The organism is Thiothrix sp. UBA5583 (assembly GCA_002425225.1).
Classification (GTDB): domain Bacteria; phylum Pseudomonadota; class Gammaproteobacteria; order Thiotrichales; family Thiotrichaceae; genus Thiothrix; species Thiothrix moscowensis.
Map to the genome: position 1 here is coordinate 142,439 of DILV01000018.1, position 14,449 is coordinate 156,887.

General features: G+C 53.7%; 10 protein-coding genes. 6 read left to right on the forward strand and 4 right to left on the reverse strand.

Features of this window, described 5'->3' with window-relative positions:
* The first annotated feature begins 25 nt into the window (after positions 1 to 25).
* The 6 genes from B2U47_RS06945 to B2U47_RS06970 all read left to right on the forward strand — a co-directional run bounded on the left by B2U47_RS06945 (position 26) and on the right by B2U47_RS06970 (position 6,642).
* Positions 26 to 1,294: an AI-2E family transporter gene (locus B2U47_RS06945; RefSeq protein WP_296675209.1), complete on the forward strand. Its 1,269-nt coding sequence runs from the start codon at positions 26 to 28 to the stop codon at positions 1,292 to 1,294.
* A 142-nt stretch (positions 1,295 to 1,436) separates the two neighbouring features.
* On the forward strand, positions 1,437 to 2,543 hold the full coding sequence (locus B2U47_RS06950) for a hydrogenase small subunit (protein WP_296675206.1): 1,107 nt from the start codon (positions 1,437 to 1,439) through the stop codon (positions 2,541 to 2,543).
* Entirely contained in the window at positions 2,540 to 3,199 is a 660-nt protein-coding gene (locus tag B2U47_RS06955) for a hypothetical protein (protein WP_296675204.1), read from the forward strand. Before B2U47_RS06950 ends, B2U47_RS06955 begins: the two co-directional genes overlap by 4 nt.
* Positions 3,196 to 4,473: a (Fe-S)-binding protein gene (locus tag B2U47_RS06960; protein ID WP_296675201.1), complete on the forward strand. Its 1,278-nt coding sequence runs from the start codon at positions 3,196 to 3,198 to the stop codon at positions 4,471 to 4,473. The genes B2U47_RS06955 and B2U47_RS06960 overlap by 4 nt, the downstream gene beginning before the upstream one ends.
* The gene (locus B2U47_RS06965; protein ID WP_296675199.1) at positions 4,470 to 4,910 is read left to right on the forward strand and encodes a hypothetical protein; all 441 of its coding nucleotides are present in this window, start codon (positions 4,470 to 4,472) and stop codon (positions 4,908 to 4,910) included. Before B2U47_RS06960 ends, B2U47_RS06965 begins: the two co-directional genes overlap by 4 nt.
* A 10-nt stretch (positions 4,911 to 4,920) precedes the next feature.
* Positions 4,921 to 6,642 (forward strand): nickel-dependent hydrogenase large subunit, encoded by a 1,722-nt coding sequence (locus B2U47_RS06970; protein WP_296675196.1) that lies wholly within the window; start codon positions 4,921 to 4,923, stop codon positions 6,640 to 6,642.
* 59 nt (positions 6,643 to 6,701) lie between these two features.
* On the opposite strand, the gene B2U47_RS06975 is transcribed toward B2U47_RS06970, so the two are convergent.
* From B2U47_RS06975 to B2U47_RS06990, 4 genes are all read right to left on the reverse strand, one after another.
* Positions 6,702 to 8,768 (reverse strand): IPTL-CTERM sorting domain-containing protein, encoded by a 2,067-nt coding sequence (locus tag B2U47_RS06975; RefSeq protein ID WP_296675194.1) that lies wholly within the window; start codon positions 8,766 to 8,768, stop codon positions 6,702 to 6,704.
* A 112-nt stretch (positions 8,769 to 8,880) separates the two neighbouring features.
* On the reverse strand, positions 8,881 to 10,407 hold the full coding sequence (locus tag B2U47_RS06980; protein WP_296675192.1) for a DUF11 domain-containing protein: 1,527 nt from the start codon (positions 10,405 to 10,407) through the stop codon (positions 8,881 to 8,883).
* A 56-nt stretch (positions 10,408 to 10,463) separates the two neighbouring features.
* Positions 10,464 to 12,605, reverse strand: a complete 2,142-nt coding sequence (locus tag B2U47_RS06985) for an SdrD B-like domain-containing protein (RefSeq protein ID WP_296675188.1) — start codon at positions 12,603 to 12,605, stop codon at positions 10,464 to 10,466.
* A gap of 297 nt (positions 12,606 to 12,902) precedes the next feature.
* On the reverse strand, positions 12,903 to 14,447 hold the full coding sequence (locus tag B2U47_RS06990; RefSeq protein WP_296675186.1) for a DUF11 domain-containing protein: 1,545 nt from the start codon (positions 14,445 to 14,447) through the stop codon (positions 12,903 to 12,905).
* Positions 14,448 to 14,449 lie beyond the last annotated feature (2 nt).

Genomic DNA, 14,449 nt, shown 5'->3' on the forward strand with positions numbered 1-14,449 from the left:
ACCCGATACCGCCAAGAAAGTTCCCATGCAACAACTTGAAAACCATGCTACCGAGCAGCCGCTAGTCCCTGCCCCCCACCAGATGCAGACGCAGGCTGGAATCCGTTGGGAACTGCTGTTGCCTATTGTGACTCGCGTACTGGTGTGGGGGGCATTTTTTGGTTTACTGGCATTGCTCAGTTCCTTTTTCACCCTGATCTTCCTGACCTTTGTATTTGCTTATCTGCAATCCAGCATCGTGGATTTGCTGGCACGGCGGGTACGTTATTCGCGCATCCCGATGGTAGTGTTGACCGGGGTGATGTTCCTCAGTGTCATTATAACAGTCGGAGTCTTCGTTACCCCCAAGGTTTACCAGCAAGCCACCGGATTTGCCAAAGGGCTGTTTGTCTACATGGAGCAGCTTGACAAGACCATTCTGGATGTGGCGGAACGCTACCCGATCATCCAGGAAGCCATCCCGGAACTGCGCAAACCTAATACACCCGCCCAACAGCAACCTGCACAGCAACCCGTACCGGAATGGGCAACAGGCACGTTACCACAAGCCACCCCGACGACAAGCAAAGAGCCAGCCCAGCACACCTTCCAGGGATCACCAACCAGCTTGCTGCTGGGGGTGCTAACCGGAGGGGGCAAACCGGTTGATGGTGGACAAGCCGCCAAGGTAGTGCTGGATCATCTGACCAACATCAGCCGCCAGACGGTGACGATACTCTCCACCTTCCTGCTGGCATTACTGTTTTCATTCCTGATCGTACTGGATTTGCCGCGCCTGTCTGCCAGTGTGCGTGAGCTGGAAAATACCCGCCTGCGCTTTGTCTATGTGGAAGTCGCCAACAACATCTACGAATTCGGCAAGGTGCTGGGGCACGCCATGCAGGCACAGTTTTACATTGCCTGCGTCAATACTTTCCTTACCTCCATTTGTTTGCAATTTCTGGGCATGGGGGAACACATCGCGTTCCTGGCGGTGATCGTGTTCCTGTTCAGCTTTGTACCTGTCGCGGGTGTTTTCATCAGCTCCATCCCCATTTGCCTGATTGCCCTGAACATGGGAGGCATCAATCTGGTATTGCTGGTCATCGGCATGATCATATTTATACACATGGTAGAAGGTTATATCCTCAATCCAATGATTTACGGGGCACGCTTGCGGGTGAATCCGGTCATTGTGCTGATTATCCTGACCGTGGGCGGCAAGCTCTTCCATATCTGGGGACTGATACTGGGTTTACCGGTATGCACTTACTTGTTCAACCATGCGATTCGTTACAAACCGCCAAAACCTTGACCCATCCGTCATTTTCCAAGGCTTGATCAAGCATTGATTTGACACAGGTCAAGCCTCTACCTCCCAAAAGACAGACAATAAGAAGGCGCTAATAGAGAACAGGCCATACTGTCATCCCGCAAGGGATAAGGAGGGAAAAAGCATGGCTGATATAACCCTACACACACAAACCGTCGGCGAACACCTGCGAGCGCAGGGCATTTCGCGGCGCGGTTTCCTAAAATTCTGCGGGCTACTGGCTTCCAGCATGGCTCTTGCGCCCAGCATGATCCCCAAGATCGCTGAAGCATTGGAAAACGCCAAACGCCCCTCAGTGATCTGGCTGTCTTTCCAGGAATGCACTGGCTGTACCGAATCCATCACCCGTTCGCACAGCCCCAGCATTGAAGGGCTGATCTTCGACGCGATTTCGCTTGATTACCACCACACTTTGCAGGCTGCATCCGGTGATGCCGCCGAACATGCCCGCGAAGAGGCAATGAAAGAACACTACGGCAAATACGTGCTGGTGGTCGATGGTTCGATTCCGCTGGATAACCCCGGCTATTCCACCATCGCCGGTATCAGCAACCTCGATATGCTCAAGGAAGCAGCCGCAGGAGCAGCCGCCATCGTGGCGGTGGGAACGTGTTCCGCTTACGGCGGCTTGCCCAAAGCTGACCCGAACCCGACGGGTGCAGTGTCCGTATCCGACATCATCAAGGACAAACCGATTATCAACGTACCCGGTTGCCCACCCATCCCGGTAGTGATTACTGGCGTGATTGCCCACTTCCTGACCTTCGGTTTGCCGGAACTGGATAGTTTGGGGCGTCCGAAGGCTTTTTACGGGCAAAACATCCACGACCGTTGCTACCGCCGCCCATTCTATGAGCGCGGCTTGTTTGCGGAAACCTTCGATGATGAAGGTGCGAAAGCCGGTTGGTGTCTGTACAAGCTCGGCTGCAAAGGCCCGGTCACTTACAACGCTTGCGCCACCACCAAATGGAACGGGGGGACGAGCTTCCCGATCCAGTCCGGTCACGGTTGCCTTGGCTGTTCCGAACCCGGTTTCTGGGATTTCGGCGGGCTATACCGGGCGTTGCCGATCCCGACCGGCAGTGTGGGTGAAAAAGTGGTGTACGCCGCAGCCGCCGGTATTGCTGCCGGGGTTGCCATTGGCGCACTCAACAAGAAAACCAAATCCGACGCGGTAACGGCGCACAAAACCGTTACGGTCGAAGAACTGAATCAGGAGTCACAGTCATGAACGAAGTCGATTTCCTGTCACTGGTCAAAGGGCCGCTGTTTGCTGCGGCAACGATCATTTTTGTGTTGGGGCTGGTGTTACGCCTGTTTGAAATCCTTTCCTTGGGGCGCAAGCACAATTTCGCTGTCCCTAAAGGCGACCCGATGCAGGGCGGTTTGCGTGAAATCCTTCGCCGTTCCGTACCAGACAAGGCCACCTTCCAGCGTTCGATGTTCACCATCGTGGCAGGTTATGTATTCCACATCGGCCTGTTTGTGGTGATTTTCCTGCTGGCAGCGCATATTGAAGTGTTCAAAACCGTGCTGGGTTTCGGCTGGCCTAACCTGTCGACTCCGGTGGTGGATGCGTTTGCAGTCATTACCATGCTGGGCTTGCTGGCAGTGCTGGTACACCGCTTGACCCATCCGGTTAAACGTTTTCTCTCTACCAAAGGTGATTACGTGGTATGGGCAGCAACATTTATCCCAGTGCTAACTGGCTACATGGCTTATCACCATTTGCTGTTGTCGCCCTCGCTGATGTTAGGGTTGCACATCTTGAGTGTGGAAGTGCTGATGGTGCTGTTCCCCTTCACCAAGCTGATGCACACTTTCACGGTGTTCCTGTCCCGCTGGTATAACGGTGCATCCATGGGGATGCGGGGGGTGAAATCATGAGCGCACTGACACTCGAACGCGGCATCAATGCTTTCAAGGCGCAGATTGACGCGCCCATGGCCAGCTTCTTTTCCTCCTGCGTGTCGTGCGGGATGTGTGCGGAAGCCTGTTTGTTCTACACCGAAAACCCCGACCCGCGCCATACCCCGATCTACAAGCTCGAACCGTTGCGCCGGGTGTGGGAACAGGAATACACCCTGATCGGCAAACTCAAGGCCAGACTAGGCTTGAGCAAACCAGTGACCGACGCCGACCTCGCCGAATGGCAGGAGCTGGTGTACAACAATTGTTCCCTGTGCGGGCGCTGCACCCTGATTTGCCCGGTGGGTAATGACATCACCTACATGATCCGCAAGATGCGCGAAGGCATGGTGGCTTCCGGTCACGCCCCCGAAGGCTTGATTGGTGCTTCCACCCGTGCTGTCACCATCGGTAGCCCGATGGGGGTAAAACTGCCCGCCTTGCAAGCGCAAGTGAAACGGCTGGAAAAATCCACCGGCATGGCAGTGCCTTTCGACAAGGAAGGCGCGGAATACCTGCTGATGCTGTCGTCGATGGAAATCATGAACTACCCGGAATATTTGGGTGCGGTTGCCAAAATCCTCACCAATGCCGGTAAAACCTGGACATTGAGCAGCGATTGCTTTGAAGCCACCAACTCCGGCATCCAGATTGGTTCGTCCGACATCGCACGGGAACTAGTCAGCCGGGTGGTCAATGCCGCCGAAAAGCTCAAGGTCAAAACGGTGATCAGCCCCGAATGCGGTCACGCCTACACCGCCTTGCGCTGGGAAGGCCCCAACCTGATCGGGCGGCCTTACACTTTCGCTGCCAAGCACATTGTCGAAGTACTGGACGAATTGCGCGAACAGGGCTTGCTGCAAACCGAAGGCATGGAAGATGCCAAGCTCACCTTCCACGACCCGTGCCAGTTGGTACGCCGTGGTGGTGTGGTGCAGCAGCCACGCAACCTGCTCAACATGGTGGCGACAAACTTCGTCGAAATGTCCGATTGCGGCACGCTCAACTGGTGTTGCGGCGCGGGCGGTGGTGTCTCTGCCAACGAAGATGCCGAAGAAGTCAAAATGAAGGCTTTTTTGCGCAAGAAAAAGCAACTGGATGAACTGGGCGTGGATACGCTGGTGACAGCTTGCGCCAACTGCCGCATCCAGTTGGAAGAAGGTCTGGAAGTTAACCAGATGGATATTCCGGTGGTCGGCCTGACGGAAATGATTGCCGAACATCTGGTGGAACGTGAAGGAGGTGCAGCATGATCAGCAATGACAGCGATTTCCGGCAAGCACTCGACAAGCTGGAGGTGGGGCAACAACGCCGGGTGGGTGCTGCTTTTGTGCGCCACGTGCTGGCCTTCAATCCAGTGGTCAGCAAGGCGGTGGACGTAGCAGCCAATGCCGATGCAACCGCCGACGAACTGGCATTAGCCTTCCGCCAAGCCAAGGCTGCCGCGCTCGACAGCCACACCCGTTGCGGCGAAGACAGCGACTGGCAGGCACAAGCCGGTTACTTTGTTGCCCGTGCCGCTGCCGCACTGGTAGCACCGGACAAACAGGCCAAAGCCCCGGCGTGGGAAGCCGCCGCCAATGCGCGGATGGCACGTACCTGCCAGCAAATTGATGCCTCCGACGAATCCATGCACGAGGAAAGCGAAGCACAGTACCGCCTCCTTGAGCAGTTCCTGAACGACATTTGAGGATACTAAAATGACTGAACGTGTCGTTGTAGACCCCATCACCCGCATCGAAGGCCACTTGCGCATTGAAGCGCAAATGAACGGCAACACCATTGAGCAGGCGTATTCCGCCGGGACGATGGTACGCGGTATTGAAATCATCCTGCGTGGGCGCGACCCGCGTGACGCCTGGGCGTATGCGCAACGCATCTGCGGCGTATGCACACTGGTACACGGGCTGGCATCGGTGCGCTCGGTGGAAGATGCGTTGAAATACAAGATTCCGCCCAATGCGCAACTAATCCGCAACCTGATGATCGCGGCGCAATACGTGCATGACCACGTGATGCACTTCTACCATTTGCACGCGCTCGACTGGGTGGATGTGGTATCCGCGCTCAAAGCCGACCCGAAGGCGACTTCCGATCTCGCGCAAAAGATTTCCCCGACTTGGCCGAATTCCTCCGCCGGGTATTTCGCCGACCAGCAAGCCAAGCTGAAAAAGTTTGTCGAAGCCGGGCAACTGGGCATTTTCGCCAAGGCATACTGGGGGCATCCTGCTTACAAGCTGCCACCAGAAGCCAACCTGATGGCGGTTTCCCACTACTTAGAAGCGCTTGCCTGGCAACGTGATGTGGTGAAATTGCACACCATTTTTGGCGGCAAGAACCCGCACCCCAACTTCCTCGTCGGTGGCGTTCCCTGCCCGATTGACCTGAATTCCGATTCCGCCATCAATATGGAACGGCTGGCGCAGGTGCAGGACATCATCAAGAAAATGCAGGAATTCGTCGACAAGGTGTACGTCCCGGATACCCTCGCCATCGCCAGCTTCTACAAGGACTGGTTTGCACAGGGCGAAGGTTTGGGCAACTTCATGACTTACGGCGATTTCCCGGAAAAAGGCATGGATGACCCGGCGTCGTTCCTGATCCCGTCCGGCGTGATCCTCAACCGCAATCTCGCGGAAATCCACCCGGTTGACCTGAGTGCCGACGACCAGATTCAGGAATTCGTCGCCCACTCGTGGTACGACTACAGCGATGGCAAAGACAAGGGCTTGCACCCTTACGCGGGTGAAACCGAGTTGAACTACACCGGGCCGAAACCGCCGTATAAGCAGCTTGACGTTGACCAGTCTTACTCCTGGCTGAAGTCCCCACGCTGGAAAGGTCAGCCAGTCGAAGTCGGGCCACTCGCCCGCGTGCTGATGCTGTACACCAAAGGTCACGCACACACCAAGGAACTGGTCGATTACACCCTGAAGTATCTGGATGCACCGATCGAAGCCCTGTATTCCACCTTGGGGCGCACCGCTGCCCGCACGCTGGAAACCAAGGTCATCGCCGACAATATGCAAACGTGGTTCAACAACCTGCTTGCCAATATCAAGGCGGGTGACACCAAAACCTTCAATGAAACGCTGTGGGAGCCGTCCAGTTGGCCTTCCAAAGCGCAAGGGGTGGGTTTCATGGAAGCTCCGCGTGGTGCATTGGCGCACTGGATCGTGATCGAAGACCAGAAGATCGCCAACTATCAGGCGGTCGTTCCCAGCACATGGAACGCTGGGCCGCGTGACACCAAAAATCAGGCGGGGGCGTATGAGGCTTCGCTGGCAGGTCACGCCCTGCACGACCCGAAACAACCGATCGAAATCCTGCGCACCATCCACAGTTTTGACCCGTGCATTGCCTGCGCGGTGCATGTCACTGACCCGGATGGGGAGGAGTTGGTGAAGGTGCAGGTTCGGTAGTTACCACTGCAATCCCTCCACCCTTTACGGGCGGAGGGTCAGGCAGGGAAATTACCCAATCAGTCTTCCCGGCGGCGGCGGAAGAAGGCGGCTGTAGCCAGCAACATGCTCATGAGCAGCACACCCCACTCACTAAGGGTCGGGATTTGCAGGTTTGCCACAAAACCAAAGCCCAGCGTGGTATTGGTTGCACCGCCATCATCAGGTTCCTCACCCCACTTGAGGCTGAGCGGCTGGCTGATAACGCTGCCATCACCAGTCGGAATGCCGTTGCTGTCGTTGCCGTCATCGTTGTTTGGATCTTTGACCACGATGGTTGGCAAATAACCTGGCGGTGGCGTGACCTTGACCACGTAGGAACCTTCACGCAGATCGGTAAACAGGTATTTGCCATCCGCATCTGTGGTTTGCGGTGCAACAGGGTTGCCAAACAGGTCTTTGACCGGCTGACCATCCGGGGTCAGCAAGGTAATCAACGCACCCGGAACACCCGGCTCACCACCATCCTGCTTACCATTGCCATCCAGGTCGATCCAGATACGGCTACCCAGATTGACCGGACGAATCATGCCGCAATCCACCGTACTGTTGCTGTTGGCATCATCACCGTCCACCTTGGCATCCGGCTCTTTGCCAGCAGTCAGAGTGATTGCCGCCGTCTGGAAACGACCATCCACTACCTTGCAATTGCTGTCGGTATTGGATTCATCTTCATCCGGGTCAGCTCCACCCTTGGTCAGACTGTAACCTGCTGGTGGTGCAACCGTTACGATATAGTCACCCTCAAGCAGATTGTTGAAGCTGTATAAGCCGTCATTACTTGTGGTGTAAGAGCCGACTGGCTTGCCGTTGGCATCCGTAACACCGTTCCCGGCTGCATCCGTCAGGGTGACAACCGCATTCGGCAAGCCTTTTTCACCCACGTCCTGAATACCATTGCCGTTCTCATCAAGCCATACAAGGTTGCCAACAGCCACTACAGCACCCGGCTCAACTACCGACTTGTAGAAACCGCAATCAACAGTCAGGTTACTGTTGGTATCATTGCCATCTGCTGCCATATCAGGTTCCTGACCCGCTGTCAGGTTAAACTGCTGGGTCTGGATATGTGCACCGACCACCTGACAGTTATTGTCAGTATTGGAAGGATCATCATCCACACCTGCACCACCTACCGTAACCTGATAACCTGCTGGTGGCTCTACACGCACCATGTAATCACCTTCCGGCAGCTTATCGAACAAATAGTAGCCATCACTACCGATGGAAACTGACAATGCCAGACCATCCCGCTCCACGACTGTCCCATCAGCATGTAGCAACGTGACGATTGCTCCCTCCAGCGCTTGCTCGCCATGATCAATCTGACCGTTTTTGTTGTCATCAATCCAGATATAGTCACCGACAGAAACGGCTTCCTCCACCACTTTCGGCGGCAGAATGGTCAATGCATAATCTTCCACTTCACCGTCAGCAGCTTCACCGCCGATGCCGTCACCACCTTCAGTAGAACAGCGGAAACGGGCATAAGCAGCCCCTTCCTTGGCAAAGGCGGGAACATCCAGCGTGAGATTGTTTACACCTGCATCAAGCGGTTTATCGTAAAAAATTTGCTCACCGGAACCACCCCAACTGCCATCCTGGTTCCAGTCTACCCAAGCATTCAGTTTGCAGGCAGCACTGGCAGTCGCCTGTACCACAACCTTGGCATCACCAACGCGCAGTTCGCCGATAGCCATGCCGTCTTCATCATCTTTTTTGCCAAAAGCATCTGTATCACACGTACCGTATACCGGCTGGCCTTCATCGCCATCGTCCGCACTGGCTGAACCTTGCAACAAGCCCGAGTCAGCATCCACACACTTACCCAGATAGACACCTGTCCCCAACTGGTGGCGTGCACCCTCACTGGCTGACAGGGTAACAAAGGAAGGATCAGGTGCATCACCGTAATCAAACGGAATAGTCAGGGCTGCACATGACTCGTTATTGGAGGCATTAGTGTCGCCATTTTCCACCGAGGATACCTGGGTACAGTTGGTAACAACTTCGTTGGCATAGGCAACGGGTAGTGTTGCCAGCACACCAACCATGGAGATGCACAAGGACAGCTTGGTTATTTTCATGATAATGCCTTGGATATTTATAATTTTTCTAATTGTTCGTGCGTGCTGTACGGCTTGCCTAGGCTGGCGGTCCTGAATACCGCCAGCCGTTTCTCTTCAACCTGAGCGCGGTTTACTTGAGGGTTGCCGTGATCTTCAGCACTTTGCTACCGGCTGCACCCACTGCCATATCACCCACCGTCCAGATACCGGACGCTTGGTCATACTTGCCTGCGCTATCATCGGAGACATATTGCAGGCTGGCTGGCAGCGCATCTTTCACCGTAACGTTGGTGGCATTATCCGGGCCATCGTTGATGACAGTGAGAACATACACAACGCTCTGGCCACGGCGTGCGGTCGTGATCGGGCTACCCTTGTCGTCAGTGACTGCCTTGGTCAGATTGATGTCGACTTTCGCATCAGGCGCTACAGTGATTTCAGCTATGTCGTGGTCATCTTCATCACCACCATTCTTGCCGTCTTCGTTGATCACATCATCCTTGACCACTGCATCATTACCCTTGTCTGCATCAGGTGTGGAATCCTTGTCAGTAGCCGGGTTGCCATCCTTGTCCTTGGCTGCGCTGATTTCTGCCGTATTGGTCAGTTTGCCTGCGGTAGCGGTATCAGCAACCTTGAAGATAATGTCAACAGAAGCTGAGGTACCTGCCGGAATGCTGGCAATAGCTGTTGTCAGGGTTGCAGTGCCATCGGCGTTGTCGGTCCAGTTGGCATCATTCAGGGTCAGACCGGTCGGGATATAATCAGTTACGACCACATCCTTCGCATCTACCGTACCCTGGTTGGAAACTTCAATGGTGAACTTGACCGCATCACCTGGCTTGAGCGTGGTAGCCTGACCATCTGCCGGACGCTTGACCAATGCTAGGTCGAAGATAGGTTGGGCAGTAAAGGTCACTTTGTAGTCTTCCACCTCGCCATCTGCCAGCAGGCCAGTTGCTTTGGTTCCATCAATGACATCGGTAGTCAAACGGCAACGGGCAAATGTGCCATCCGGCATAGCGGTGCTGGCATTTGCGGGTACAGCAGGCATGTTCACGTTGACCGTTGCATCGGTGCTGCCAGCAGTAACTGTACCGCTACCATATTCAGTGGAATCGAATGTGCCACTCTTGTCGTAGTCGATCCAGCAGGCAACAGCCGCATCTTTACCCAGCGTATTGGTAGCTTTCACTTCAAGTGTGACTGCCTGACCATCCATCAGGGTTGGAATGGTAACACCGTCTTCGTCCACGCCATCACCCGTTGCACCCGAACTGTTTTGACCATCAGCTTCTTCGTCAACGGTAGCACCTAGTTTCAGACCGGGGATGATTTCATGTTGCGCACCGCTGTCTGCCAGCAATGTACCGTATTCCTTGGGAGCGTCCCCGAAATCGTAAATCGACTCGACCGTCAGGATTGCGCACGCCTCATCATCTTCATTGGTCGGCGTAGGTTTGGCAGTGACTGCTGCAAGAATATCCGCATCGCTGGCTTTGTTGTTTGGCGTGGAATCAGTGTCTGCCTCGGTAGTCGCCGTCACTTGTGCGCAGTTGGCAACTTCTGTGGCAGCCCAAGACTGGTTGGCTGCTGACAATACTCCGACAGCACACATGGTCAGAAGCATCGCTTTCAGGTTGGTCATTTTTTTCATCGTTATAGCTCTCTTTGTTCTACATTATCGTTCAAGCGAAGGGATCATTTTTATGATTAGTTCACGGTTACTGTAATCTTCAATAGCTTGTCAGCACCATTTTCAATCTCACCAACAGTCCATGTACCGGTATCCTTGTCATACGCCCCAGCCCCGTCATCACTGACCCAGCTTACACCTGCTGGCAGCTTGTCGGTCACTTGCACACCTGTAGCCTTGGCTGGCCCATCATTGTGGAGTGTCAGGGTGTAAGTGAGCGTGCCACCACGGTTGACTGCCGCCTTGTCCACGGTTTTAGTCAGTTTCAGGTCAATCGGCGGCACAAAGCCAAAGTCAACCGTCAGGTTGGAGTGTGTGTCTGGCGTGCCTTGACCATCTGCACCATCCTGTTGGTCAGTAATGCCATACTCGCTGGTTGGCTCGGTAGCATCCAGTGTAACCACTGTAGAGCAAACGCCATTACTGGCATCATCATCACCGCTGTCATCACCATCTACAGTGGTCGTGTTAGCATCACTAAAGCCTGTACTGGATTTGTATTTGTCCAGCTTGCTGCCTGCGGCAAAGTTGTCGGCGGTAACACAAACCTGATAGCTGCCTGCCGCCAGACCGTGGAACAGGTAGCGACCGTTGGCGTCCGTCGTGGTGGTTTGCAGGACAGTATTGCCTGTGCTGTCTTTCAGTTCCAGCTTGATGCCATCACCCGCGTGCTGCTCGCCGGAATCAGCAATGCCGTTGTTGTTGGTATCAAACCAGACACGGTTGCCAATGCTATGGGTAGGAGGAGGAGGTACAGAACAACCACTTAAAACTTCCACATCGCCCAAACCAGATTTATCCATATTTTCATTAGAACCGACATTGTTTTCCAAGTCGACAACGTAATCATCTTGCCCCAACGTAGCTGTCGTCGAACCCGTCAAAGGGCTAATTTGTATGCCGTAAATGAATGGTGAAGGAAAATGCAGGGCATCGCCCATCAACACGAAAGCGTCTTCGCACGGCTCACTAGCCCCGGCATTGATACCGTAGTTATTGTGACCATAAGAGACTGAACCGGCCGCATTAATTTTGCCTCCGTATAAGCCGACAGCAATAGTGCCATTCCCACTTTCCAAACTGTTGTTTAATGCCCAACTCCCACCTGATCCGACCCATTCGATACCTGTCGTATAATGGGAACTTCTGGCGTAACTTCCACCACTGATGGGCATTTCTGCTGCAAGCATCCGCTGCCCGTCTTTGCTGAAAGCAATATCGGTAATAACCGCGTGGTTTGACCCAGACCAACTGGGTGAAGCGTAAGACAATTCAAAACGTGCCGCACCGTTGGTAGTACCGTTGCTGGCGACCGGAACCGACCAGATTTTGTTGCCATCAGATGCCCATACGGAATAGTACAAGCGTTGCTCAACCGGATTATATTGAACCGCAGAGATCCGTCGACCTAACTGGGTAAACCCAGCCGTACCATCATCCGTGATCGTGGGGCTGGCGGCTTGTGTACCGTGATCAAAGGTTTCCAGCGTTGCACCCGTATCCATACTGATGACATAAATTTTGCCATCCTCATAGTTCGCTACGTACAGACTTCTTGCGTTTGGGTTGGCGGCAATTTGTGCCAAACCCGCATAACGGGTATAGCCATATGCTGAAAATGTGGTATTAGGTAGATTAACCAAGAGCGAGGCTGCTCCACTGATACCGTCAATTTTAAAAACCCCGCCATAGCCGTTAGCCAATGAACCAGGTGTCATGTTAAAAGCGGTATTGCCAAAATATGTACTAGAGCTACTGATCACATAAATATCGGGTTGGGCCTTACTGGTATCCAGTGCCAAACCAAAGACTTCCCCTAAAGTAGCAGCATCCCATGATGCATGTTGGTAGCGCGGAACAGTCCAGTTAGTTGGCCCCGGCAGAGCGAAGGGTGCGCTATTGGCAACCGGATCGCGAATATCTAGTACGGTCAATACCTTGCCTTCCAATAAGGGAGACCAGGTATTGTTATTTGTGCCAGAAAAATGTGTGGTAATCGCTTGTCCCTGCAAGAGTGGCAAATCAGCCCACACTGGATTTGCACCCGCCAACACCGCAACGCCAATCAACGAACATGCCAGCACCGTACTTTGAATGGCTTGTTGCAACTTACCCTGTCCAGAAAAAGACGTTGATAAAACTAGCTTTTTGTAGGTCATGATATGCCCTGCGCATAATTAATATTTATTATTTTCAATAATCAGGCATTGTAGATTCAGTTACCCACGATACTCAAATCAAATCCGAAGAACGGTAGCCACCTCAGCAACAACACCTAGCCGCTATACTTTTTGCCGAAATGACGGCAGCTAACTTCTGGCGCAGCACATGACCCCGACATCTCGACACCGCAGACTTGTGGGGAGCATAGCAATAGAGATGGCGACAGAGTTTCACTAAACGGAAACCCTGTCGCTGCGTGGGTGGTATGACAGGAATAGCCTTTTTACCCAGCCTTATTTTACAGTAGCGGTAATCGCAACTGTTTTAGCTGGGGCGTTGGCTACCATGTTACCAATTGTCCAGACAATGGTATGTGTACCGGCATCATAAACAACCGCAGGATCAGCTACGGCAGGAGCAACATACACCAAGTTGGCTGGCAATACGTCAGTGACAACCACCCCACTGGCGTTGTTTGGCCCTTTGTTGACCGCAGATAAGGTGTAAACCACTGACTGACCACGACGGACATTGGTAATGTCAGCACCTTGGTCATCTTTCACCGTTTTGCTCAACTCAACGTCTACTTTAGGTGTAATGGTGATCTTGGCAATGTCGTGGTCGTCTTCGTCATTAGCAGGATCTGCCTTACCGTTTTCATTGATTTCGTCATCTTTCACGGTGTCACTGTTGGTCGCATCCGCTGTGGAGTCTTTATCCTGTAATGGGTTGCCATTGCTGTCTTCTGCACTGACGGCACTGATTTCCGCTGCATTCGTCAGCTCACCAAGTGCCGCATTGCTGTCAATGGTGAAGCTGATTTCGACTTTGGCAGAACCAGTAGTCGCAGCCAGTGAAGCAATCGGTGTTTTCAGGGTTGCAACATTACCGGCAACATTCCATTCAGCCGCAGAAGCCGCCGCCAAAGTCAAACCCGCCGGGATGTAATCGGTGAGCGTGATGTCTTGGCCTTCGATACTGCTTTGGTTTCGCACCTCAATTTCAAAAGTCACTGTGTCACCAACACTGAAGCTGGCAGGCTGCCCTGCTTTGACTGTCTTGATCAAGGCAACGTCGAACTCAGGTTGTGCGGTAAAGGTGATGGGGTAATCTTCTACCTCACCATCAGCGATGTCTCCGGCGACACCACTCGGGTCAGGCAAGGCTCCAGTGGATTGTGCTGCGGTGGGTTGTACTGTACTCAGACGGCAGCGGGCATAACTGTCGCCAGCGGTGGTGGTCAATGGCACATTCGGCATGGATACTTCGATCGGTGCGCCCAAGCTGGGTGTGTTGGCTGGCAATACTGCACTGCCGTATTCACTGGCATCAAACGTACCGTTTTTGTCGTAGTCAATCCAGCAAGCAATAAATGTGTTCTGGCTAGTGGTGTTAGTTGCACCGGTCACAGCCAGTTTGATATTTTTCTGACCAACGACCAGTGAAGGAACGTTCACGCCGTCCTCATCCGTTCCATCACCGTCTGCCGCAGCACTAGGCACGCCGGTTGATTCATGGTCAATGGTATTACCCAGAGTCAACCAGGGTACAACTTCATGCCTTGCGCCATCATCAGCCAACGTGGTTTGGTAACTTTGGGGCGCATCACCAAAGTCGTAGACAATTTCCAGCGGCACGAGCACACAGGATTCGTCATCCTGCACAGGTGTTGTGCCTGCAAGGTTATTGGGTTGGGAATCCGCATCCGTTTCAGCCGCTGCTGAAACCTGGGCGCAGTTGGTAATGTCGGCTGCCCATGTTGGGCTGGCGATTGTCAACATCCCCACCGCACAACAGGTCAGCACCAGACTGCTCAATCCACCTTTATTGTTTTTCATTC

Coding starts and splice junctions, on each gene's coding strand:
- B2U47_RS06960 (WP_296675201.1), top strand. CDS start 3,196: ATGAGCGCACTGACACTCGAACGCGGCATCAATGCTTTCAAGGCGCAG.
- B2U47_RS06965 (WP_296675199.1), top strand. CDS start 4,470: ATGATCAGCAATGACAGCGATTTCCGGCAAGCACTCGACAAGCTGGAG.
- B2U47_RS06950 (WP_296675206.1), top strand. CDS start 1,437: ATGGCTGATATAACCCTACACACACAAACCGTCGGCGAACACCTGCGA.
- B2U47_RS06945 (WP_296675209.1), top strand. CDS start 26: ATGCAACAACTTGAAAACCATGCTACCGAGCAGCCGCTAGTCCCTGCC.
- B2U47_RS06980 (WP_296675192.1), bottom strand. CDS start 10,407: ATGAAAAAAATGACCAACCTGAAAGCGATGCTTCTGACCATGTGTGCT.
- B2U47_RS06985 (WP_296675188.1), bottom strand. CDS start 12,605: ATGACCTACAAAAAGCTAGTTTTATCAACGTCTTTTTCTGGACAGGGT.
- B2U47_RS06970 (WP_296675196.1), top strand. CDS start 4,921: ATGACTGAACGTGTCGTTGTAGACCCCATCACCCGCATCGAAGGCCAC.
- B2U47_RS06955 (WP_296675204.1), top strand. CDS start 2,540: ATGAACGAAGTCGATTTCCTGTCACTGGTCAAAGGGCCGCTGTTTGCT.
- B2U47_RS06975 (WP_296675194.1), bottom strand. CDS start 8,768: ATGAAAATAACCAAGCTGTCCTTGTGCATCTCCATGGTTGGTGTGCTG.
- B2U47_RS06990 (WP_296675186.1), bottom strand. CDS start 14,447: ATGAAAAACAATAAAGGTGGATTGAGCAGTCTGGTGCTGACCTGTTGT.